Origin of the sequence: Cupriavidus sp. Met-2 (assembly GCF_049843575.1) — a bacterium.
GTDB lineage: Bacteria > Pseudomonadota > Gammaproteobacteria > Burkholderiales > Burkholderiaceae > Cupriavidus > Cupriavidus metallidurans.
In genome coordinates, this window is record NZ_JBBHZL010000011.1 from 75,700 (window position 1) to 97,166 (window position 21,467).

The 21,467-nt window shown below is 61.1% G+C and carries 17 protein-coding genes; 10 read left to right on the forward strand and 7 right to left on the reverse strand.

Features of this window, described 5'->3' with window-relative positions; genetic code table 11:
- Genes WD006_RS21820 through WD006_RS21835 form a run of 4 tightly spaced genes read left to right on the forward strand, consistent with a single transcriptional unit; the run spans position 1 to position 4,180 of the window.
- Complete coding sequence (locus tag WD006_RS21820; protein WP_011519102.1) at positions 1-660, forward strand: formate hydrogenlyase; 660 nt, start codon at positions 1-3, stop codon at positions 658-660.
- Position 661: 1 nt separating this feature from the next.
- Entirely contained in the window at positions 662-2,116 is a 1,455-nt protein-coding gene (locus WD006_RS21825; RefSeq protein ID WP_029308933.1) for a hydrogenase 4 subunit F, read from the forward strand.
- A 4-nt stretch (positions 2,117-2,120) separates the two neighbouring features.
- Positions 2,121-3,665, forward strand: coding sequence for an NADH-quinone oxidoreductase subunit C (locus WD006_RS21830; protein WP_029308934.1), 1,545 nt, complete (start codon positions 2,121-2,123; stop codon positions 3,663-3,665).
- Positions 3,665-4,180, forward strand: a complete 516-nt coding sequence (locus WD006_RS21835) for an NADH-quinone oxidoreductase subunit B family protein (protein ID WP_029308935.1) — start codon at positions 3,665-3,667, stop codon at positions 4,178-4,180. Before WD006_RS21830 ends, WD006_RS21835 begins: the two co-directional genes overlap by 1 nt.
- A gap of 23 nt (positions 4,181-4,203) precedes the next feature.
- Here the strand turns inward: WD006_RS21835 and WD006_RS21840 are convergent, their stop codons facing one another.
- Positions 4,204-4,386 carry a hypothetical protein gene (locus WD006_RS21840; RefSeq protein WP_029308936.1) on the reverse strand — a complete coding sequence of 61 codons (183 nt, stop codon included), beginning with the start codon at positions 4,384-4,386 and terminating at the stop codon, positions 4,204-4,206.
- Positions 4,387-4,543: 157 nt separating this feature from the next.
- Between WD006_RS21840 and WD006_RS21845 the strand changes: the two genes are divergently transcribed.
- The 5 genes from WD006_RS21845 (at position 4,544) to WD006_RS21865 (ending at position 11,789) form a co-directional block, all read left to right on the forward strand.
- The gene (locus WD006_RS21845) at positions 4,544-4,795 is read left to right on the forward strand and encodes an HPr family phosphocarrier protein (protein WP_011519097.1); all 252 of its coding nucleotides are present in this window, start codon (positions 4,544-4,546) and stop codon (positions 4,793-4,795) included.
- Between the two features lie 29 nt (positions 4,796-4,824).
- On the forward strand, positions 4,825-5,640 hold the full coding sequence (locus tag WD006_RS21850) for a fused MFS/spermidine synthase (protein ID WP_029308937.1): 816 nt from the start codon (positions 4,825-4,827) through the stop codon (positions 5,638-5,640).
- A 59-nt stretch (positions 5,641-5,699) separates the two neighbouring features.
- Positions 5,700-6,860: a DUF1275 domain-containing transporter gene (locus tag WD006_RS21855; protein WP_029308938.1), complete on the forward strand. Its 1,161-nt coding sequence runs from the start codon at positions 5,700-5,702 to the stop codon at positions 6,858-6,860.
- Positions 6,857-8,710, forward strand: a complete 1,854-nt coding sequence (rpoD, locus tag WD006_RS21860; protein ID WP_425648286.1) for an RNA polymerase sigma factor RpoD — start codon at positions 6,857-6,859, stop codon at positions 8,708-8,710. Before WD006_RS21855 ends, rpoD begins: the two co-directional genes overlap by 4 nt.
- A gap of 517 nt (positions 8,711-9,227) precedes the next feature.
- Complete coding sequence (locus WD006_RS21865; RefSeq protein ID WP_029308940.1) at positions 9,228-11,789, forward strand: bifunctional diguanylate cyclase/phosphodiesterase; 2,562 nt, start codon at positions 9,228-9,230, stop codon at positions 11,787-11,789.
- A gap of 315 nt (positions 11,790-12,104) precedes the next feature.
- On the opposite strand, the gene WD006_RS21870 is transcribed toward WD006_RS21865, so the two are convergent.
- From WD006_RS21870 to WD006_RS21895, 6 genes are all read right to left on the reverse strand, one after another.
- Positions 12,105-12,485 (reverse strand): putative quinol monooxygenase, encoded by a 381-nt coding sequence (locus tag WD006_RS21870; RefSeq protein ID WP_011519093.1) that lies wholly within the window; start codon positions 12,483-12,485, stop codon positions 12,105-12,107.
- 56 nt (positions 12,486-12,541) lie between these two features.
- Positions 12,542-14,068, reverse strand: coding sequence for an argininosuccinate lyase (locus WD006_RS21875; protein WP_080711470.1), 1,527 nt, complete (start codon positions 14,066-14,068; stop codon positions 12,542-12,544).
- Between the two features lie 352 nt (positions 14,069-14,420).
- On the reverse strand, positions 14,421-16,103 hold the full coding sequence (locus WD006_RS21880) for an amidohydrolase (RefSeq protein ID WP_029308943.1): 1,683 nt from the start codon (positions 16,101-16,103) through the stop codon (positions 14,421-14,423).
- A 318-nt stretch (positions 16,104-16,421) separates the two neighbouring features.
- Entirely contained in the window at positions 16,422-17,960 is a 1,539-nt protein-coding gene (locus tag WD006_RS21885; RefSeq protein WP_024569721.1) for a DHA2 family efflux MFS transporter permease subunit, read from the reverse strand.
- Between the two features lie 95 nt (positions 17,961-18,055).
- Entirely contained in the window at positions 18,056-19,198 is a 1,143-nt protein-coding gene (locus WD006_RS21890; protein ID WP_011519088.1) for an HlyD family secretion protein, read from the reverse strand.
- 23 nt (positions 19,199-19,221) lie between these two features.
- Entirely contained in the window at positions 19,222-19,755 is a 534-nt protein-coding gene (locus WD006_RS21895) for a winged helix-turn-helix transcriptional regulator (RefSeq protein ID WP_011519087.1), read from the reverse strand.
- A 122-nt stretch (positions 19,756-19,877) separates the two neighbouring features.
- On the opposite strand from WD006_RS21895, the gene WD006_RS21900 reads away from it, so the two are divergent.
- Positions 19,878-21,365 carry an efflux transporter outer membrane subunit gene (locus tag WD006_RS21900; protein ID WP_029308944.1) on the forward strand — a complete coding sequence of 496 codons (1,488 nt, stop codon included), beginning with the start codon at positions 19,878-19,880 and terminating at the stop codon, positions 21,363-21,365.
- Positions 21,366-21,467: the final 102 nt, after the last annotated feature.

The following is a 21,467-nucleotide window of genomic DNA, read 5'->3' on the forward strand; positions in this document are numbered from 1 at the left end:
ATGAGCATGCTACTCGCCCAGTTTGTCAACCTGCTCGGCGCGGTCCTGCTGATACTCGCGTTTGCGATGATTTCGCAGCGCCGCATCCTGTCACTGATTCATCTGTTTACGCTGCAGGGCATGACATTGGCGCTGGCGACAGCGGTGGTTGGCTATGTCACAACCCAGCCGCACCTGTACCTGTCGGCCGCGCTGACGCTGGTGCTCAAGGCCCTGTTGATTCCCTATCTGCTGCACCGGATCATCGATCGGTTGCAGATTCGTTGGGACATAGAAAGGCTGATCAATATTCCCACCACCATGCTGATCGGCATTCTCGTGGTGATATTCGCCTTCAACCTGGCCATGCCGATCTCGCAAATGTCGCTCAAGCTGGCCAGCGGCACGCTCGGCATTGCGCTGGCGTGCGTGCTGCTGTCCTTCCTGATGATGATCACACGCTCCAAGGCGGTGCCACAGGTGATCGGCTTTCTGTCGATGGAAAACGGGCTGTTCTTTGCAGCCACCGCAGCCACCTACGGCATGCCGATGGTGGTTGAGCTGGGCATTGCGCTGGATGTGCTGATCGGGGTGCTGATCCTGGGCGTGTTCATGTTCCAGATCCGGGCGCAGTTCGACAGTCTGGACATCCGGAATCTGGAGCAATTGAAGGAGGATTGACGTGGCGGCGCTCGCATTCCTGCTCGCAATTCCGCTCGCCGGCGGCCTGGTGCTGGCACTGGCAGGGCATCGCGAACATGCGCGCGACATCAATGTTGCGTTCAGCCTGGGCACCTTTGCTGCGGCCTGCGTGCTTGCGGCGATTGTTGTCTCCGATGGCCCCTTGCTCGCGTGGCAGTACGAGTTCTACGTCGACTCTCTGAACGTCTTCCTGGTCGCGCTGACCGCCCTCGTGGGGCTGACTACTTCGCTCTTTTCGCGACCATATATGCGGATCGAACGTGACCACGGCAAGATGACACCGCCCCGTCTGCGGCTGTACCACAGCATGTATCAGTTGTTCATGTTCACCATGTTGCTGGCGCTGACCACAAACAATCTCGGCATCGTGTGGGTCGCAATGGAAGCCGCAACGCTGACAACAGTGCTATTGGTCAGCGTCTACCGCACCGCGGCCAGCCTGGAGGCAGCGTGGAAATATTTCATTCTGTGCGGTGTGGGTATCGCTCAGGCGCTGTTTGGCACGGTGCTGCTCTACATGGCGGCGGAGAAGGTGGTCGGTGCCGAGGGCGGCGCTCTGCTATGGACCAACCTCAACGCGGTAAAGGAACACCTGGACCCCAATATCATCACACTGGCCTTCGCCTTTCTCTTCATCGGCTATGGCACCAAGGTGGGGCTGGTGCCACTGCACAACTGGCTACCCGATGCGCACGCAGAGGGGCCGACGCCGGTGTCAGCCGTGCTGTCCGGCCTGCTGCTTAATGTGGCCCTCTACGCGGTGCTGCGTTGCAAGATGCTGACGGACGCGGCGGTGGGCAGCCATCTCACCGGCTATCTCATGATGGGCTTCGGTCTGCTCTCAGTGGTGGCGGTCGTGTTTTTCCTGATGCGTCAGCGCGACGTAAAGCGCATGTTTGCGTACTCGTCGATCGAGCATATGGGCCTGATCACCTTTGCCTTTGGCATGGGCGGTCCGATCGCCAGCTATGCCGGGCTGCTGCACATGACGATGCATTCGCTGGTCAAGTCAGCCATCTTTTTCGCCGTCGGCCATGCCGCGCAGAAAGCAGGCACGCAGATCATGGATGACATCCGCGGGCTGATCCGCGTCAGTCCCACGGTTGGTTGGGGCTTGATGCTGGGCGCGCTGGCCATCCTCGGCATGCCACCGTTCGGCGTCTTTGCCAGCGAGTTCCTGATTGTCACGACCGCCATGCGCGAGCATGCATGGGCGACGCCGTTTCTGTTGATCGCGCTCGGCGTGGCCTTCGCATCGATCTTCAGCCGTGTTCAGCCGATGGTGTTCGGTGACACCGAACTCAAGCCGCTGGCGCATCCACCGGCCTTGGTCCCCGTGTTCCTGCATCTTGCGCTTGGGCTGGTTGCAGGACTTTACATTCCGCCATATCTCGATGTCTGGTACCGGCAGGCAGCCGCGATGCTGGGAGGCTAAGCGCATGACGCAACCCGACCTTGGTGTAGAGCTGGAGCGCCTGGTGGCGCCATTGCCGATGTGGCACGGGCGCCTTGGTCAAGATGCCTGGCAGGCGATTGCGTGTGTCGTTGCGAACGCGGGCGGACGCCTTGTTGCTGTGTGGGGCGCCGAGCGCGATCCAGATGCGATGGCGACGGCTTGCGTTGCCTATGCGATGCCGCATGGACTGGTCTGGCTCGAACTTCAGCTCGACGGCGCCCGGGCGATACCGGATCTGGCTGGCGTCTTTCCCTGTGCCAGCCGGATGCAACGAGCTATGACCGACCTCTCTGGAGTTTCCGTGGAAGGCGCCCACGATACTCGTCCGTGGCTTGATCATGGCCTGTGGCCGCCTGGCGCGCGTCCTCTGCAGTCAAGTGGGCCGGGGTTCGCCGTCGCAGCGGGGATGTTGCCGGCGGACTACGCCTTCGTGCGCGTTGAGGGTGATGGCGTACACGAGGTCGCGGTAGGGCCGGTACACGCCGGCATCATCGAGCCCGGACACTTCCGCTTCTCGGTGGTTGGCGAAAAAGTATTGCGGCTCGAGGAGCGGCTGGGCTATACGCACAAGGGAATCGAGCGTCGGTTTACTGAGCTTGCGCCAGAGGAGGGCTATCGGTTGGCGGGCCGGGTCTCGGGCGATTCCACGGTGGCTTACGCCTGGGCCTACTGCATGGCGCTCGAATCCGCATGCCGCATGACGCTGCCTGCGCGCGCGGCCTGCTTACGTGCGCTGATGCTCGAGCGCGAACGGGTGGCCAATCACCTGGGCGATCTTGGCGCACTGGGCAATGATGCGGGGCTGGCATTCGGATTAGCGCAGTTCTCGCGCTTGCGCGAAGACTGGCAGCGACTGTCGGGGCAAGTGTTTGGCCATCGACTGATGATGGATGTGGTGGTGCCAGGCGGGGTGGCGATCGACACGTCTGCGCCCGCGCTGGAGCGGCTGGGGCGGCAGTGTGACGAAATTGAGCGCGAACTGCACGTGCTGCGTGCCATCTACGATGAGCATGCCGGTTTGCAGGACCGCTTTCGGGGTACCGGGCAGATAACCCCGCAGCTCGCGGCCCGGCTCGGACTCACCGGACTGGCAGGTCGTGCGAGCGGCCAGGCCGTGGATCTGCGCTGCGACGTCGCATGGCTGTCCTATGAAACCCTGGCGGTCAGAATGGCCACGCAGAACGTTGGCGATGTGGCGGCGCGCGTGGCGGTGCGCTTTGACGAGGTGATTGAATCGCTGCGACTTATTCGTGCCCTCTGCACCGGGCTGCCAGAGGGGGAAATTCGCGGCGAACTGCGGTTACCGAGCGTGAGGGCGATCGGAGCAGGGTGGGTGGAAGGGTGGCGCGGTGAGGTCCTCGTCGCGCTCGAACTCGGGGCCGACGACCGTGTTCTGCGTTGTCATTGTCATGACCCTTCATGGCAGAACTGGCTGGCGCTCGAGCATGCCATTATCGGCAACATCGTTCCGGACTTTCCGCTGATCAACAAGTCCTTCAACCTCAGCTATGCGGGGCACGACCTCTGATGTGGCAAATACTGAAACAGATCGCGCGTACCGGCATTCTCACGGAGCCTGCGCCGCAAGGTAGTGCCGACGACACCGCGATCGAGCGTATCCACAAGGACCTGCTCGATATCCTCGGCCGCGCACTGACCATCCGGCAGGTCGACGCCGGCTCCTGCAACGGCTGTGAGCTTGAGATCCACGCGCTCGGCAACCCCTACTACAACATCGAAGGACTGGGCGTCAGGTTCGTGGCTAGCCCGCGGCATGCCGACATGCTGCTCGTCACCGGGCCGGTCTCACGCCATATGGAGGAAGCATTGCGGCGTACCTACGAGGCAACGCCCGAGCCAAAACTGGTGGTCGCCGTGGGAGATTGCGGGTGCACCAGTGGCATCTTCGGCGAAAGCTACGCGAGCTGCGGCCGTGTCTCCAATGTCATTCCAGTCGATTTGAGCGTCCCGGGTTGCCCACCGCCACCCATCGACATCCTGCGAGGCATCCTTGGCGCCGTTCTGCGCGATCGCGTTGGTTAGCGGGTACAAATTGCCCTGTTGCGTCAGGACGGGTCCCCGACCTTCGGGCGGGTCGCATAGTCAACGCCGTGTCGATTCAGGTACTCGCGGATGAGTTGGCGCACCACTTGCGACGGCGTCTGGTCTTGCGCCGCGCACAGTGATTCGAAGGCGTTTTTCTTCACCGGGTCGATCAAGACAGTGAGTCGGGCGGTCTTGGATTCCATGTGTGTTGGAGTTGTATTGTATGATAATGAAATTATCATAATACACAACTCGACTGTGGCGTGTGGATCTCACAAGGTGTTTGGGGGAATTTGACCCAGATGTCTCGGCTCAGGTTTGCCGCGCGACTGGCTCGGGGGCGGCTAGCTTGAGGGAGCGGTGGTAGAAAAATCGATTGTGGTGACCAGCAGTATTGGACTGCAAGGCCGGGGCTCGGCACGGCTCGCGCATGCGGCGAATCAGTTTGAGAGCGATTTGCTTCTAGTCAACGACGTCTGCATTGTGAATGCCAAAGACGTCATGCAGGTGCTGCGGTTTTCCGCGCGTGCGGGTAGCAGGGTACGGGTTCAGGCGAGTGGCTCGGATGAGGCCGCCGCCGTGAAGCGGTTGGTGGCGTTACTGACAGCCTGAACCACCCACAAGTACTGACCGAGTATCAGATGAATTCCCAACGCGCCTCTTTGAGAGAGTACCTACGGTTTCTAGCTACAGTCACCAACGATGGGAAGCCTGTAGTACTGGAGACGGAGCAGGCACTTTCGCTCCATTTCGACATACACGCGACGCAGAGCCTCATGTCTGTGCGCGACCCCAACAAGCTCGTGCTCGGCTATACACGCACGATGATGAGTTTTCTGCTGCTGCAGCCGACGCCGTCACGTATCTCCATGATCGGCCTAGGTGGGGGGTCCCTTGCCAAATACTGCTACCACCATCTTCCCAGTGCGAAGGTGGTGGCAATTGAGATTGACCCGGCAGTGATTGCCTTGCGCGACAAGTTCCAGATTCCGCAGGATGACGACCGGTTCGAAGTCATCTGCGCGGATGGCGCGGAGTATGTCAAGGGACAGGATGCTCGACCCGATGTCATTCTGGTGGACGGGTTTCTGGCGCACGGCATGCCTGCACAACTCGGAACAATCGCCTTCTACTCGGCCTGCCATGCGCGGCTTGCCGACGATGGCGTCCTCGTCGCCAATTTCTTGGAGAACGACAGGGACATCCCCTTCTATCTCGAAGAGATTCGCTCCGTATTCGGTGATTCGTTTTCCGTGTCGCTGACCGAAGATAGCTGTAATTACACGTTGATCGCGTGGAAGGGAACATGGAAGCTCCCTTCGCTGGATACGCTGGTCACGCGTGCGCGCCAGCTCGAGACCTCGCACCCCTTGAACCTGCGCTCGGCCGCCAGCCGTCTGAAGCGTGGCAGACACCTCGCGTCTGACCATACGTACTGGCAGAGGCTGACAAGATAGGCGGCGCCAGCCCACGATGCCCCCACATTTGCCCAAGCGCCTTTCCAAGTAAGGGGAGCATGCTGATCCCATACCTGCGCCGACTGACGGGGAAGGACCGCAGTCCCGAAGCGAACCTCCAATTGGCTCGGTATCTTGCGTTCGTTGCTGGAGCAACCAACGCGGGTGGATTCCTAGCCGTGCAGCAGTACACGTCACACATGTCCGGTATTCTGTCCGCTATGGCCGATAACCTGGCACTGGGTAGCCTGGGACTTGTACTCGATGGCCTTGGAGCCTTGATAGCGTTTCTGTCAGGTGCCGCTTGCTCGGCTGTGCTCATCAACTGGGGACGAAGGGAGCAACTGCAAAGTACCTTTGCCTTACCGCTGATGGTGGAGGCTGGGCTTCTGGTTTCCTTCGGGCTGCTCGGCGGCAACCTCGAACATCACGAATGGCTATTTGTTCCCGCGACAGTTCTGGTTTTGTGCTTCATCATGGGCTTGCAAAACGCCATGGTGACAAAGGTATCGAATGCTGAGATCCGCACTACGCATGTGACGGGTATGGTGACCGATATTGGCATCGAACTCGGCAAACTCTTTTACTGGAATCTGTCCAGGGCCGACTCTGGCAAGCCCGTGGTGCTAGCCAACAGGCAAAAGCTGCGTGTCTTGGCCACTCTGGTTGGTCTCTTCTTCGTCGGTGGCGTGGTCGGTGCACTGGGATTCAAGCATATCGGGTTCAGTGCCACCCTACCGTTGGCAATCCTGCTGCTCGCCCTCGCGGCAGTCCCGGTGGTCGACGATGTGCGCTTGCGCATGTGGCGCCAGGATTTTCTATCCCGCATTGCTGCGCGGGCACGTCGGTGGTCCCGCACGGTCAAGACGGACATCCACGCGATCTGGCTGGCCGCACGGGACCCCCGAACTCCTTGGTATGCAAAGGTTCTTGCCGCGGTTGTTGCGGGCTACGCGCTATCCCCGATCGATCTCATTCCGGATTTCATCCCGGTGATTGGGTATCTGGACGATGTTGTGCTGGTTCCCTTGGGCATCCTGGTCGTAATCCGGCTGATCCCGGAAGAAGTCATGAAGGAGCATCGGGCTGCGGCCAGCAGCGCCGAGCGCCGGCCCGCAAGCAAGATGGCGGCGGCAGCAATTATCGTGATCTGGACACTTTCCGCTTTCGCAATCGCGCATGCGCTCCCGCGCTTGCTGGCAAGCTTTTTTCATCCATGAATAACACCCACCCCGAGTCCTTGGTCGCGCTGGTTGCTTTAGGCCGCGAGCGGGGATTCCTGACGCACGGCGAGATCAGCGACGCCCTTCCTGACAGTGACTTTGGGCAGATCCAACGCGTGTTGGAGGAGCTGGGCGTCCAGATCGTTGAACGGACGTTGCCGAACGAACCCGTCAGACTGGAGGAGCACGCGGACGCTCTGGTCGTGGATGAGGCGGTCATCGAGGAAGCGGCAGCGGCAGTCATGCAGGCCGATGGGCGTGAGGCACGAACTACCGACCCTGTGCAACTGTATCTGCGTGAAATTGGGACGATTCCTTTGTTGACGCGAGAGGACGAGGTCGCGATTGCCAGGAGACATGAAATCGCGGTGACCGAAATGGTTGCCGAAATGGTCTCGTGTCCGCTCGTGGTTTATGAACTGCTCACGATGGCAGACGAAATCGAGCGAGGCGAGATGGCTGTCGACGACCTTATCGACCATTGGGATGAGGTGCCTGCCGCCGCAGTCAATGTACCAGCTATCGAGATGAGTGAGGCGGTCCAGGATGATGATCCAGCGCCTGGCGCTGCGGGTGTGGACCTCGAAGAGACGGATCCGGTCTCCACCGGCGCCTCGACGGCCCGATCATCGGCCGCATTGGAGCGTGAGGTGATAGCGCGACTTGCAATCGTTCGAAACCGGTTCCTTGACTGGTCACGCCAATCCAGGCAGCAGGCAGCCACATCGGACGCCTTCGTTGCATTGAATGCGATTCGGGGCGAGTTGGCGGTCTATCACTTCAGTGCCGCTGCAGTCGCCCGTCTCGGCCAGGTGCTGTCCACTCACATCGCTGCAATTCAACAGGCCGAACGCCGTATCGCGGGAATCGTCATTGATAGATGCGGTATCGCAAGAGAGCAATTCCTTCAGACGTTTCCGGGGCATGAAATCGATCTTGGCTGGTCGGAGGCGCTGGCGGCAGAGCGCATCAGTGGTGCTGCGGACGCGCTTGTGCGAGCCATCCCGGAAATTCAGGCAATTCAGCGGGAAATGAGGGTACTTGAGAACCGCGCGGCCATGTCACTTGGCGATCTGAAAAACCTCGGCCAGCGCGTTGCCAAAGCACGCGCGAGGGCTCAGGCCGCCAGGGACGAAATGATCAGGTCCAATCTCCGTCTCGTCGTTTCAAATGCCAAGAAGTATCTTCACCGCGGGATGCCTCTGCTGGATCTTATTCAGGAGGGCAATCTCGGGCTGATGCGAGCCGTAGACCGATTCGATTACCGCCGGGGCTACAAGTTCTCGACCTATGCCACGTGGTGGATTCGTCAGGGCATTACCCGCGCTATCGCGGACAAGGGGCCGACTATCCGGATTCCGATTCATCTGGTGGAGGTTGTGGGAAAGGTCAATCGTGCGTCACGGGAACTCTTTCATGAAACGGGAGAGGCCCCTGCACCGGAAGCTTTGGCCGCGCGTCTTTCCCTTTCCGTAAAAAAGGTCAAGGCGATTCTTGATCTGGTCAAAGAACCACTGTCGCTGGAAATGCCGGTTGGCGAAAGCGGAGATGCCTTGCTATGGGATACGCTCACCGACGAATGTTCAGCTTCACCGGATGAATCCGCAATGCGCGTGTCGCTCAGAAAGGATCTGGATGAGGCGTTGGCAACCCTGAAACCAAGGGAAGCGAAGATTGTAAAGATGCGGTACGGCGTTGATGCCGGCACAGACTACACACTCGAAGAAATAGGCCAGCAGTATGGTCTTTCGCGTGAGCGAGTCCGCCAGCTCGAACGTCAGGCCCTGCGCAAGCTACGCAATCCCGATCGCGCACCTCGCTTGCAGGCGCATCGAGATATCCATTAGGGTGCACGTTTACCTCTCGCCGGCAAAAATGGGGCCATGGAAAATGCTCGCCCAAGCTTGCAATAGGTGGTCCAAGCTCTTTCGGTTCCACGTGGGCACCGAAAGAGTGGCTAGCGCACGAAGGTATCTCGTCTGGGTCACGTACTCATTTAGGCTGGTACCGTCGATTGACCGTTGCGGACTGCGGATTCAACCGGTCGATACCTGCCACTTGACCGACGCTTCTGAAACATCCGCCTAGCATTGAGGTGAACGACTGCATTGGCTAGACGCGGAAGTTCGCCAGATACCCCATTTCGGCTACTGACTTATGCCCCTCGAAGGAAGGGGTACATCTCACTCCGATTGGGTCGACAACTACATGTTGATCTTTGAGGAGGAATGGGTCGGTACTCTTTGGAAGTACCGGCGCCAGCCAGACTTCAAGTGTGTGTCCGTGCGAAGCCTTTACTAGTTGCGTGACTACCCTCCCGAGAATCGCGGTGTTGCTGACCTCGTATTGAGCCCATCCTTCGGCATGAAACCCAACTCCTCCCTTCTGTTCGCTCCAACTATTGACGCGTATCGGAAGCGCCTGACCCTGTTAGTCGGCTTCCTGTTCGTTCTCTACGGGATACTGTGGCTCAAGGACACCAGAGCTGATATCGGGCTCGCGAACTATCTGCCATTGCACCTTGCGATGGAAACCGCAGCCATCGTTGCGGCGACGCTGGTCTTCGGCATTGCCTGGAATGCCCACGCGGAATCTCGTCCGGGCAGTGTCATTCTTCTTGGCGTGGTGCTGTTGGGTTCGGCGCTACTAGACTTCGCGCACATGCTGGGGTCCGGCGGCATGCCAGATTTCGTGACCCCTGCAAGCCCTCAGAAAGCCATCACATTCTGGTTCGCCGCACGATTTCTGGTAGCCATTGGATTGCTCATTATTTCTCTCCGCCCCTGGCAGCCGGTGCTGAATCGGCGAGGGCGATATCTGGCTCTCATGCTGGTTTTAGCTTACGTTGGGGCGATCTACATTAGTGAACTGTTCTTTCCGGTGGATGCGCCGCATTTCTTCATTCCGGGCAGTGGCATGACCCCGTTGAAGATCCGGATAGAGTATTCGCTGGTTCTGATGTACGGTATTGCCGCTGTTGCCCTCTATCGCAAGGCTTGCCTGGAAGCCGGTTTCAATCGGGCTGACTTGTTCGCCGCCGCTTCCATCACGTGCCTGTCAGAGTTATGCGCCACGCTTTACGGATCAGTCAGTGATACGTTCAATATTGCGTGCCACGTATTCAAGATCATTTCTTTTTTGCTGATCTTCCGTGCCGTTTTTGTCGATAGCGTGCGTCAGCCGTTCCGCGATCTCAATGGGGCGCTGCTGAAGGAGAGGCAGTATGCGGCGGAACAGCATTCGCTGGTGCGGACCCTGGACATGCTGGAGGAGGGCGTGGTGGAGCTTAGCCCGGATGGCGTCGTTATGCATGCCAATACAGGGTGGTGGAGGCTGGCCGATACGCGTTCTACTAACGGCACTCTGGATGAATTGATCCACCCCCAAGACCGCCCTGCATTTCTGGCGTGTCTTGGACATTTGCAATCCGGGCAAAAGGATGAATTCCACGGACGCTTCCGCTTCGTCGCCGGCGCCAGCCACGAACGCTGGATGGACTGTCGCTTTCTTGCAGAACGAAACGACCGGAGTCTGATCATCGGTATTCGGGGCGTTCTGCGCGACATCACCAAGACTTATCTTCAAGAGCGCCACATTGCTCATATGGCGCACCACGATGCACTTACCGGGCTGCCCAATCGGATATTGCTGGAAGACCGCATTAGTAAGGCCATCCAATCCGCCAAGCGCCACAACGAGATCGTCGCGGTATGCTTTGTCGATCTTGATCATTTCAAGAATATCAACGACGCTTACGGGCATAAGACGGGCGATGGCCTACTACGAGAGGTCTCCAGCGCACTGGTAACCTGTCTCGAGGAAGGCGACACGGTGGCACGCTGGGGGGGTGATGAATTTGTTGTACTGTTCCCGTGCATCACGGACCTCGACGCTGCGCGCGAGGCAGCAGGCAGGCTGATCAACGTCATGGGCCAGTCCTTTGAGTCGAATGGACAATGTGTCAATGCGACGTTCAGCGTGGGCGTTTCCCTCTACCCCATCGACGGAGACAATGTCGATACGTTGCTGACTCATGCCGATCGGGCAATGTTTTACGCAAAATCTCAGGGGCGCAACAACTTCCAGTTCTTTTCTGACATGACTGAAAGAGGGTTCGCGAAGAAGGAGCTTTACATCCAGGCGCGTCTAGCGCAGGCCCTCCGAGACGAGTGCATTACTATCTGGTTCCAGCCGCTGGTGAGCACTCGCAGCGTAGCCTCCGGCGAACGTTATCATCTGACGGGGGTGGAAGCCTTGGCACGCTGGAAAGACGACGAATTCGGCTGGATTCCTCCTGGCAGCTTTATCCCGATGGCTGAGAACCTCGGCCTGATCGGTGAGCTTGGCCGCCTGGTGCGAAGGAAATCGCTGGCCCAGTTCCGGGAATGGATGCCAGGCCGTCCGGACCTGCATCTTTCCCTGAATATTTCCAAACGCCAGTTGGTTGCGCCGGATTTTTGCAGCTCAATGGTCGAAGACTGTGTGACTTTTGGGGTTCCGACCGGCAGGCTGGTTCTGGAGGTCACGGAATCGATCGCTTTGATGGAAGTGGAGGGCGCCGCCGACCAACTACAGCGACTTGCCGACGCCGGCTTCACGCTTTCCATCGATGATTTCGGAACTGGCTACGCCTCCCTATCGCAATTGCATGCACTGCCCGTCGGAGAGCTGAAGATCGATATCTCCTTCGTGCGGCGCGCTCATACGCCGGATGGCCTGCGGATACTGCAGGCCATTGTGCAACTGGCCAAGGCTTTGTCTTTCCGCACGGTAGCAGAGGGCGTCGAGGATGAAGCGACAAGCGCCTTACTTGACGAATTGAATGTCGACATCCAGCAAGGCTACTACTTTGGTCGCCCATGCGCGGGCGAGGAGTTTGAAGAGCACGCACTTTATCTTTGCGGCGAGCTCCGACCCTGTCTCTGACATGAGGTACGGCAAGACACCTATCGATTGAGCTGCGGATCTCCGTGTGGCGACACGCTGCCCGTTTACGAATGACCGTTTCGGAGATCTGTAGCCAGTCGAGACACAATGGGCTGACGACGGTTCCTGGCCGGTCTCGGCCTTCCGTCTATCCAGGCAAGGGCTTCCTGGCGCAGAAGATCGCTACCGACCCAAAGCCGCCGTACGATTCGTTCCAAAGCGGTCGCTAAAGAGGGCAGCGCAACTGTCCCCGTTTGAAGCCAGCCCGTGCGGTGGTTGGCAAACTGGCCTTAACGAAGACGGTGGCGGTTGCCTCTAGCGAGTTGTTAACCCCTGGCCGCCAATCGGCGTTGTCTCAAACCGTTCGCCGAAACCCGCGATGAGTGGTTTGCCGCGCACGATGGCTTGTTGCACTGACGGCAAAGACAGGGAGGCTCGATGGCTATCTTGGCTGTCCCAGACCTCGGTGATCCAGATCGCATCAGCATCATTCGGATCATGCGCGACGATGTAGCTCAAACAGCCAGGCATTCCGCTAACGCCCTCAAGGAGGATCGAGGCTAGTGCCTCGCGTTGTCCAGGAATGACCTTCATCTTTCCAATCAGTCCGTACATCCTTGTTTCCTCATCACAGAAAAGCTCAACTTGCGTCATCTTGAGCCAATGATGGTCGAGCGTGGTGTCTTCGTCGATCACTCGCTGGCTTCACCACGCCGCCGTTATCGCGACAGAACCGCAGCGGGCATCGGCGCCTACTTCAGCAATTTCTCGAAATCACGGTCGAGTCGGCCCAGCGAGCCATCGATCGCCGCCCGCCGCGCGCGGATCCACGCATCCTGTTGTGCCAGTTGTCCCTCGGACGCCTTCAGCATGCGTTCCATCTCTGCTGGCTGCGGTCCGCCCACCGTCACGCGATGCTTGACGATGGCCACCGGATCGAGCGCCGCGCGAAACTCCGCCTCGCTCATCGGAAACTCCCCACCACCGTAGTCGCGCACGGCTTCGGCATAGATGCGCTTCGCCTCGGCATAGGGGAAGGCGCTTGGCTTGATGTCGTGCGCCTTCGCATAGTCCACCAGGTTCGACGCGAAGTGATGGCCGACGCGGAACGGCAGCTTGTACTTGCGCATCAATTCGTCAGCCAGTTCCTGCGACGCCGTCCAGTCGCTGTCCAGTTCATCCAGCGCGCGCTGCCGATCGATCACCAGGGCTGTCATGATGCGGTCCAGCCCCTTCAATGTCGTGATCGCGCTCTGCACCATCTGGCCATTGGTAACGGCATCCTTGGCATCGGACATGCCCGGCGGCAGGTTGTGGGCACGAATCACCGGCCCCATGGCCAACGTGATCGCTGTGGAGGCCTTCTCGCGCGTGGAGTTGAGCAGCCCCGGATTGCGCTTCTGCGGCATCGCACTGGACACATAGGTATTGCCGCCGCCCTCCTGCAGCAGGATCCAGGGGCGCGGCTGCGCATACTGCGTCATCACATCCTCGATGAAGCTCCCGGTGTGCAGGGCGATGCTGGTCACGATCGAGCCCACTTCCACCGGCAGGTCCACGGCGCTGATCTGCGACGCATCATAGGCGTTATCCACCAGCGCGGAGAATCCGAGGTAGCTCGCCATCCGCGTGCGGTTCAGCGGCCAGCCCGTGCCGTTCAGCACCGTCGTTCCCATCGGCGAGCGATCGATGCGCTGATAGGCTTCCCGCAGGCGCTGGGCATCGCGTTCCAGACCCGCATTGATGCCGAGCAGGTAGTGGCCATAACTGTTGGGCTGCGCAGCAACGCCGTTCGTGTAGTTCGGCACGATGGTTTCGGCATGCTGCCGCGCCAGCTTGACGATGGTGGCGGAGGTCTTGTTGAGCTGGTCGGCCAGCGACAAGACTTCGTCGCGCAACATCGCCGCGCGCACCGTCGCAAGCATGTCCTGGCTCGAGCGGCCGGCATGGATCAGCGTGACTTCCTGACCTGCGGCCTGAATCATCAGCGGCTCGAAAGTAATCACCGTCGACGGTCGTTGGCCGCCGGGCTTGTCGCCATTGGCCAGCACCGTGGCAATGCCGCCCGCCACGCGCGGCGCCTGCGAGCGATCCAGCAATCCCTCGTCGGTATTGATGACCGTCGACGCCTTGTTGATCTCCCCTAGCCAGAAAAAGGCATCGTGGCTAGCGCCGCCCGCCGCGAATGCGGCTTGGGGGCCGACCGACATCATCAGCATGGCTAGTGCGGTCAGCCTGGCCAGTGATTTGACTCGGCTGTGCAGTCGGGGGGTAGGCATGTAGTCTCCAGAGGTGTTTGCTTGTTCGGACAGGACTCCGGATTCTAGGGTGGAATCGCCGAGTTGTGGCACACGTGGCATTCTGCCTGTGGTGTGCATTGCTGCTGTGCTTCGTGATAAGCAGGCAACGCCGGATGTATCGAAATGGTGTCTCGGTGCTCGATCTCTCGGCCAGGGACGCCGGGGGCCTTGCAGCGTCGGGCGACGGGCTTGGTGTGCTGCGACATGGGCGTGCCGTGCGCAACGCCGTTCGACGTTTAAGAGGCAAAGAAAAAATCCCGCTCTCGTGAAGAGAGCGGGATTTTTCCCATGCAACGGCTATCACGCCATCACGGCGCAATCATGACTCGGTTCAGCGCTGTGCCGACTGCTCACCCTTCGCATACACGCGCTCGCCGGCCACCCACGTTTCCAGTACCTGGATCTTCCAGATATCGGCCGGGGCTACCTTGAACAGGTCGCGGTCCACCACGATGAAATCGGCCCACTTGCCGGTCTCCAGCGAACCCAGCGTCTTTTCCTGATGCTCGGCGTAGGCGGCGTCCAGCGTGAACGCGCGGAATGCCTGCGGCAGGGTCATTGCTTCCTCGGGGTGCCAGCCGTGGATCGGTCGGCCTTCATGGTCGGTACGCGTCACCGCCGCGTGCAGACCGTAGAACGGGTTGGCCGATTCCACCGGGAAATCCGAGCCGCCGGCAATCACGGTGCCTTGCTTCAGGAAGGTTTGCCAGGCATAGGCGCCCTTGATGCGTTCCTTGCCGATACGGTCTTCCGCCATGTTCATGTCGCTGGTGGCGTGCGTCGGCTGCATCGACGCGATCAGGTCCAGCTTCTTGAAGCGCGGAATATCAGGCAGCGAGACCACCTGCGCGTGTTCGATCCGGTTGCGCAGGTCGCGGCCACCCACTTCCTTGTAGGCCACTTCTATGGCGTCGAGCACCTGATGATTGGTCTTGTCGCCGATGGCGTGCACATTGACCTGGTAACCAGCCTTGAGGGCGGTCTTCACGGCGGTCTGCATCGCGGCATCGCTCATGAACAGCAGGCCGCTATGGGCGTGGTCGTCGGTGTAGGGCTCCATCAGCGCGGCGCCACGGCTGCCCAGCGCGCCATCGCCGTAGAGCTTCACGGCACGCAGGTAATAGCGGTCATTACCGTAGCCGATCAGCGGCCCCTTGGCGGAAAGGGCCTTGAAGTCGTCGCCCGTATCGCGAATCATCCCGTAGATGCGGGTGTTCAGCTTGCCCTGGTCGGCGAACTCGCGATAGATGCGGTCGTCGGCCACGGTCACGCCGGCATCGCCCACGGCGGTCAGGCCCAGCGCGTTCATATGCGCGACGGCGGCGGCCAGCGCGGCACGGCGATCGTTGTCGGTGTAGGGCGGAATCACATCGTTGACCAGCGCCATGGCCTTGTCGACCAGCACGCCGGTCGGGTTGCCCTCCGCGTCGCGCTCGATACGGCCACCGGCCGGGTCCTTGGTGTCACGTGTGATGCCGGCCGCCTGCATGGCCTTGGTGTTCAGCCACGCGGCATGGCCATCCACCCGAACCAGTCGCACCGGGCGGTCCGACACCGCGGCATCGAGCTCGGCGGCGGTCGGGAAGCGGCCCAGCTTCCAGTTCACCTGATTCCAGCCGTAGCCGAGCAGCCACTGGCGTTGAGGGTTCTTCTGACCGTGGGCACGGATCAGGCCTTGCGCTTCTTGCAGGTCGCGCGTGCCGGAGAGCGAAATCTCGGTCGTCTTGAAGCCCAGGCGGAACACGTGGCCGTGGGCGTCGATCAGGCCCGGCAGCAACGTCTTGCCCTGACCGTCGATACGCTTGGCATCGGGGTATTTCGCGCGCAGGGCGGCGGCGTCACCGGTGGCCACGACCTTGCCCTGGTCGAACACGAGACCGCTGAACTGCACGATCTGATCGTGCTGCAGCGTGTAGCCCTGCACCGACTCCACCAGCGTTGGGGCTGCGTGGGCGTGCATCATGGTCATGGCGGCTGCCAACGCTACCAGACTGGTACGGATGACTTTCTTCAAGAATCTCTCCTTCTCGTTGTGCTTTGTTTTTTAGTGTTCTGGCCGGCGATGGTGAGACCGGCCCACCTTCTTTGTATGTACTTGACCGGACATTGCAGACATTGGTCTGGCCCAAATCGGACGGCGCACGGGTAGTACAGTGCGCCGCATCATAAGAGAAAAAAGAAGGGGGCGATAGGCGGGGAAATGCCGAAACAAGGCCGTTCGGCGTGACCGTTACCAATGGACGTTCGATAGCCGCTCAATAGAAGCTCAATAGAAGCTCAATGGACGGTCGATGGACGGTCGATGGACGGTCAATCGACATTCCGCCGGCGTTCAATGGGCATCCGCAGACGGCGCGCTCGGGGGCGCAACCTTTCGCATTAGCACGACCATTGGAACCGCGATGACAAAACACACAAAGATCGCGAGGAACGCATCGGCGTAGGTCAGCGTGTGGGCCTCGCGCATCGTCAGCGCCCAGAGTTGCTTCAGGGCGGCCGCGTTGCCATCACTGATCTCGTTGTTCATCGTCACCGCGTGCGTGGTTGCCTCGTTGAGGAAAGCGGCCATGGACTCGTTGCGAATGTTCAGGTGTTCCGCCAGACGCAGGAAGTGCAGGTTGGTCCGGTCGTTGAGGATCGTCGCGCAGGCGGCAATACCGATGGCCCCGCCCAGGTTGCGCATCAGGTTGAATAGCCCGGATGCCAGCTTGAGCCGTGCCGGCGGTAAGCCGCCAAGCGTCAGCGTAACGGTGGGCGCCACGGCGAACTGCTGCGCCATACCCCGCAACGCCTGCGGAAACAGCAGTTCCGCGCCGCCCCAGTCGTGCGTGATTGGCGCGAAATTCCACATCGATAGCGCAAACAGGGCGAGGCCGAACATCAGCAGCCAGCGTAGATCCACGCGGTTCGCCAGGTAGGCATAGAACGGTATCGATAGCACCTGGAACAGGCCCGTCGAGAAGATCGCCAGCCCGATCTGCAGGGCGCTGAATCCGCGTACCTGACCCAGGAACAGCGGCGTCAGATATATCGTCGCGAAAATTCCGATGCCGACCACAAACGAGAAGAAACATCCGAGCGCGAAGTTGATGTCCTTCAGCGCGCGTAGATCTACCACCGGGTTCTTGTACGTGAGCGAACGCCACAGGAAACCAATGCCGGCCAGCCCGGAGATCCAGGCCGTGGTCAGGATCGTCCGGTCGCCCAGCCAGTCCCAGCGGGGGCCTTCCTCCAGGGTGTACTCGAGACAGCCAAGAAACAGCGCCATCAGTACGATGCCGAGGTAGTCCGCCCCCTTGAGCAGCGACCAGTCGGGCTCGTCGATCTTGACCAGCGCCGGCACCGCGATCGTCACGAAGATCCCCGGCACCAGGTTGATGAAAAACAGCCAGTGCCACGAAAAATTGTCGGTGATCCAGCCGCCGATGGTTGGGCCAAGGGTGGGGGCCAGCGACGCCAGACCACCGATGATCGCGGCGGCGGCCACACGCTGACGTCCCTGGAAGAACGCGAAGACGGTGGTGAAGACCATCGGGATCATCGATCCGCCCAGAAAGCCCTGCGCCGCGCGGAAGGCGATCATGCTCTGGATATTCCACGCGATGCCGCAGAGCAGGCTGGTAGCCGTGAATCCGGCGGCTGATGCGGCAAACAGCCAGCGCGTGGACATGACGCGCGCGAGCCAGCCTGATAGGGGGATGACGATGATCTCGGCGATCAGGTAGGCGGTCTGGACCCACACCGTCTCGTCCGCGCCAGCGGACAGCCCACCGCCAATATCACGCAGCGACGCGGAGACGATCTGGATGTCCAGCAGGGCGATAAACATGCCCACGCACATCGAGGCAAAGGCGAACACCCGCGCTCCCATCGGCAGTTCGCCGGGCGAGTGTATCGGGGAGACGGGTGGCGCTACGGGTGGAACCGATGACGCCTGCGCGGCGGAAGGCGTGCTGACGTCGGCGCTCATGACTTGCTCGCTGCGGTGTCTGCCGTCACCACCTTTGCGGCCTTCGTATCGACTTCCGCCACCACCGACAGGCCCGGGCGCAGGGTGCCGAGCCTGGCATCTTCGTCATCCAGCACGATCCGCACCGGCACGCGCTGCACGATCTTCGTGAAGTTGCCGGTGGCGTTCTCCGGAGGCAGCACGCTGAACTGCGCGCCCGTGGCCGGTGCCAGGCTTTCGACGCGGCCGTGGAAGACCTTGCCGGGCATCACGTCGGCCACGATCGTGGCACGCATGCCGGGCCGCATATGTGCAAGCTGGCCCTCCTTGAAATTGGCATCGACCCAGAGTCCGCGTGCCGGCACGATCGACAGCAACTGGCCGCCGTTAGGCGCGTAGACGCCGACGCGCGCGCGGCGGTTGCCCACGGTGCCGTCGACTGGCGCGCGAAGTTCGGTGTAGCCAAGATTGAGTCGGGCGATGTCGCGCTCGGCAATCGCCTGGGTCAGCGATGCCTGCGCCTGCTGCCTTTGCGTGGCGATCACATCGAGTTGGCGCAGGGCGGCTTCCGCGCTGGCCTTCGCTTTCTGGCCGTTGGCGACCGATTGCTTGTAGTCGGCATCGGCCTTCTGAGAGCTTTGGATCGAGACCGCCGATTTCTCGACCAGACTGGCATAGCGCGCCTGGTCGTCGCGCGCCCGCTTGGTTTCCGCATCCACCGCCGCCACACCGGCGCGGGCCTCGGCGATCACCGCCTGCTGCAGTTTTTCCCGTGCATCGAGATTGGCGATCAGCGCCTGCTCGGACGCGACTGCGCCCTCCGCCTTGGCCAGCGCTGCGCGATAGTCGCGGTCGTCGATGCGTGCCAGCAGATCTCCCGCGTGCACCTGCTGATTGTCGGTCACCAGAACCTCCGCGACATAGCCCGGCACCTTCGCGGCAATCAGCGTCACGTCACCGCCTACGTAGGCGTCGTCGGTCTCTTCGGTGAAGCGTGAATCAGTCCACCAGTGATAGCCGTATCCCGCGGCTGTCACGACGAGCAAGGCGCCCGCGCCGCGTATCAGCAACGCCCGCCGGTTGGTGCCACGCCTGGCCGGGGCTGCCGTGGATGGAGCGGCCTCGGCGGGGGCGCGGCTCGCGGTGGTGGTGCTTGTCATGACTGTGCTCCGTGGTTCCATGGTTAGCACGCGCCCATCGTGGGCGCGGTGGTATTCGAATCGGATTGCTGATGCTGAGCGGCGCGTTCCAGGCGCGCGCGCAGGCCCGGACCCGCGGCGGGGCCCGGCGCGAGGTAGTGATCGGATGCGGTGATGGGGGTGCCGGTGGCCGTATCCACCAGCGCGAATTCCACCGGGTGGCCGGTGCGGCGATCCATGAGACGTACCAGTTCGCCCTCCTGTGAGAAGTGGCGACTCCCCCATGCCAGCAGGGCCAGCAGCACGGGACGGAAATCGCGCCCGAGATCGGTCAGCAGGTATTCGTCGCGGGGCGGGTGGGCGCTGTACTGGCGTCGGGTCAGCAGCCCGTCGTCCACCAGACTGTTCAGTCGTCGCGTCAGCATGTTCGGCGCGATGCCAAGCACTTTCTGGAACTCGTCGAAGCGGGTCGTGCCGTAGAACGCCTCACGCAGGATCAGGAAAGTCCAGGGGTCTCCGACACGTTCGATGCCACGTGCCATTGGGCAGGGCGCATTGCGATGTGACTTTCTGAACATGGCAGTCCGTCCTCGAAAAAAGACGTTGCTATCAATATGAAAGTTAGTCTAGGCTAGTAACTATCATCATGCAAGAAACAGTTTCGAGAACCGCTGCATGAGAACTGACGAAAGGAATCGAGATGGCATCGAAAGCACTTCCCGGCACCCATGCCCAAGGACTGGTTCAACGTACCGCGCGCGCCGTGGCCCTGGCCGCCGCCACACTCGCTGCACTGGGCGTGGCCGCCTGCGCGGTCGGCCCTGACTACCGCACGCCGGATAGCGAGATGCCGACGCAGTACCAGCACGCCGCCGACGTGGCAGCGATCAACGACGCGCGCGAACCGGTGGCGCTGGATACGTGGTGGGCCGGCTTCCAGGACCCGGTGCTGACAAAGATCGTCGAGCGGGCCCTTGAACAGAATCTCGACATGGCGGCGTCAATTGCCCGCGTGGCGCAAGCCCGTGCCGCCGCCAACTTCGCTGGGGCCGAGTTGCTTCCGCAAGGCAATGCCTATAGCGACGTGACCAAGCTGCATCAATCCGTACAAAGCCCGCTGGGCAAGATCGGCAGCACATTCCCCGGATATGACCGCAACCAGACGCTCTATTCGGTGGGCGCTGCGGCCACGTGGGAAATCGACATCGCTGGCGGGCTGCGGCGCGGTGCCGAGGCGGCCAATGCCGAACTGCAGGCGGCAGAGGCGAACCATATGGGCGTTCGGATTCTCGTGGCAGCGGAGGCGGCGGACGCCTACTTCCGTGTGCGGGGTGCTCAGGCTCGCATCGCCATCGCGCAGCAACAGGTTGAGACCAACCAGCGCCTGCTTGATCTCGTGCGTTTGCGGTTGGCCGATGGCATCGGGGCGGAGCGCGAGCAGGCGCAGGCCGAGGCCCAACTCTCGCAGACGCGCGTCACGATTCCGCCGCTGCAGATCGAACTGGAAACGCAGCTTAATCGCCTCGACGTCCTGATGGGCGCGCAACCGGGCACCTACGCAGCCGAGTTGCGCGATTCGAAGCACGAAACGCAGGCGGTGCCACAAGTCGCCTTGGCACAGGGTCCGGCAAACCTGCTGGAACGTCGCCCAGACGTCATTGCCGCCGAACGCAGGCTTGCGGCGTCGAGTGCGCGCATTGGCGTGGCCACGGCGGAGTACTACCCGAAGGTTTCGCTATCGGCATTGCTTGGATTCGAAAGCCTGTCCGCCGGCAAGCTGTTCACCGCGCAGGCCTTCCAGCCTGCGGCGGCGGCTGGGCTGCGCTGGCGGCTGTTCGATTTCGGCCGGGTCAATGCGGAGGTCGCGCTGGCCAAGGGCGCCAATGCCGAAGCGTTGGCCAGCTATCGCAAGTCGATGCTGCAGGCCACCGAGGACGTCGAAAACGCATTGATCTCGCTGGCGCAGCTCGAATCGCAAAACCGCGAACTCGCCGTAGAGATCCGTGCGCATGAGCGTGCGCGAAACGCATCCGAGGATGCCTACAAGGGCGGGGTGGTCAGCCTCTATGAAGTGCTGGACGAAGACCGGCAATTGCTGGCTGCACGCGACCAGCAGGCAAGGGTGCAGGCGGATAATGCACGGGCGGCGGTGTCGGCGTTCCGGGCGCTGGGAGGTGGATGGTCCTGAGCCATTGGACGCGCCTTGGCTTCATGCTCAAAAAGCGGATCAATAGACATTTTGATGCCTCATCCAGACGATTTGCGGGGAATGACGGCAATATTCACCGCA

Excerpts from the sequence above, each read along its gene's own strand:
- WD006_RS21820 (WP_011519102.1), top strand. The coding sequence starts at position 1 with ATGAGCATGCTACTCGCCCAGTTTGTCAACCTGCTCGGCGCGGTCCTG.
- WD006_RS21830 (WP_029308934.1), top strand. The coding sequence starts at position 2,121 with ATGACGCAACCCGACCTTGGTGTAGAGCTGGAGCGCCTGGTGGCGCCA.
- WD006_RS21835 (WP_029308935.1), top strand. The coding sequence starts at position 3,665 with ATGTGGCAAATACTGAAACAGATCGCGCGTACCGGCATTCTCACGGAG.
- WD006_RS21840 (WP_029308936.1), bottom strand. The coding sequence starts at position 4,386 with ATGGAATCCAAGACCGCCCGACTCACTGTCTTGATCGACCCGGTGAAG.
- WD006_RS21850 (WP_029308937.1), top strand. The coding sequence starts at position 4,825 with ATGAATTCCCAACGCGCCTCTTTGAGAGAGTACCTACGGTTTCTAGCT.
- WD006_RS21855 (WP_029308938.1), top strand. The coding sequence starts at position 5,700 with ATGCTGATCCCATACCTGCGCCGACTGACGGGGAAGGACCGCAGTCCC.
- rpoD (WP_425648286.1), top strand. The coding sequence starts at position 6,857 with ATGAATAACACCCACCCCGAGTCCTTGGTCGCGCTGGTTGCTTTAGGC.
- WD006_RS21865 (WP_029308940.1), top strand. The coding sequence starts at position 9,228 with ATGAAACCCAACTCCTCCCTTCTGTTCGCTCCAACTATTGACGCGTAT.
- WD006_RS21875 (WP_080711470.1), bottom strand. The coding sequence starts at position 14,068 with ATGCCTACCCCCCGACTGCACAGCCGAGTCAAATCACTGGCCAGGCTG.
- WD006_RS21885 (WP_024569721.1), bottom strand. The coding sequence starts at position 17,960 with ATGGGAGCGCGGGTGTTCGCCTTTGCCTCGATGTGCGTGGGCATGTTT.
- WD006_RS21890 (WP_011519088.1), bottom strand. The coding sequence starts at position 19,198 with ATGACAAGCACCACCACCGCGAGCCGCGCCCCCGCCGAGGCCGCTCCA.
- WD006_RS21895 (WP_011519087.1), bottom strand. The coding sequence starts at position 19,755 with ATGTTCAGAAAGTCACATCGCAATGCGCCCTGCCCAATGGCACGTGGC.
- WD006_RS21900 (WP_029308944.1), top strand. The coding sequence starts at position 19,878 with ATGGCATCGAAAGCACTTCCCGGCACCCATGCCCAAGGACTGGTTCAA.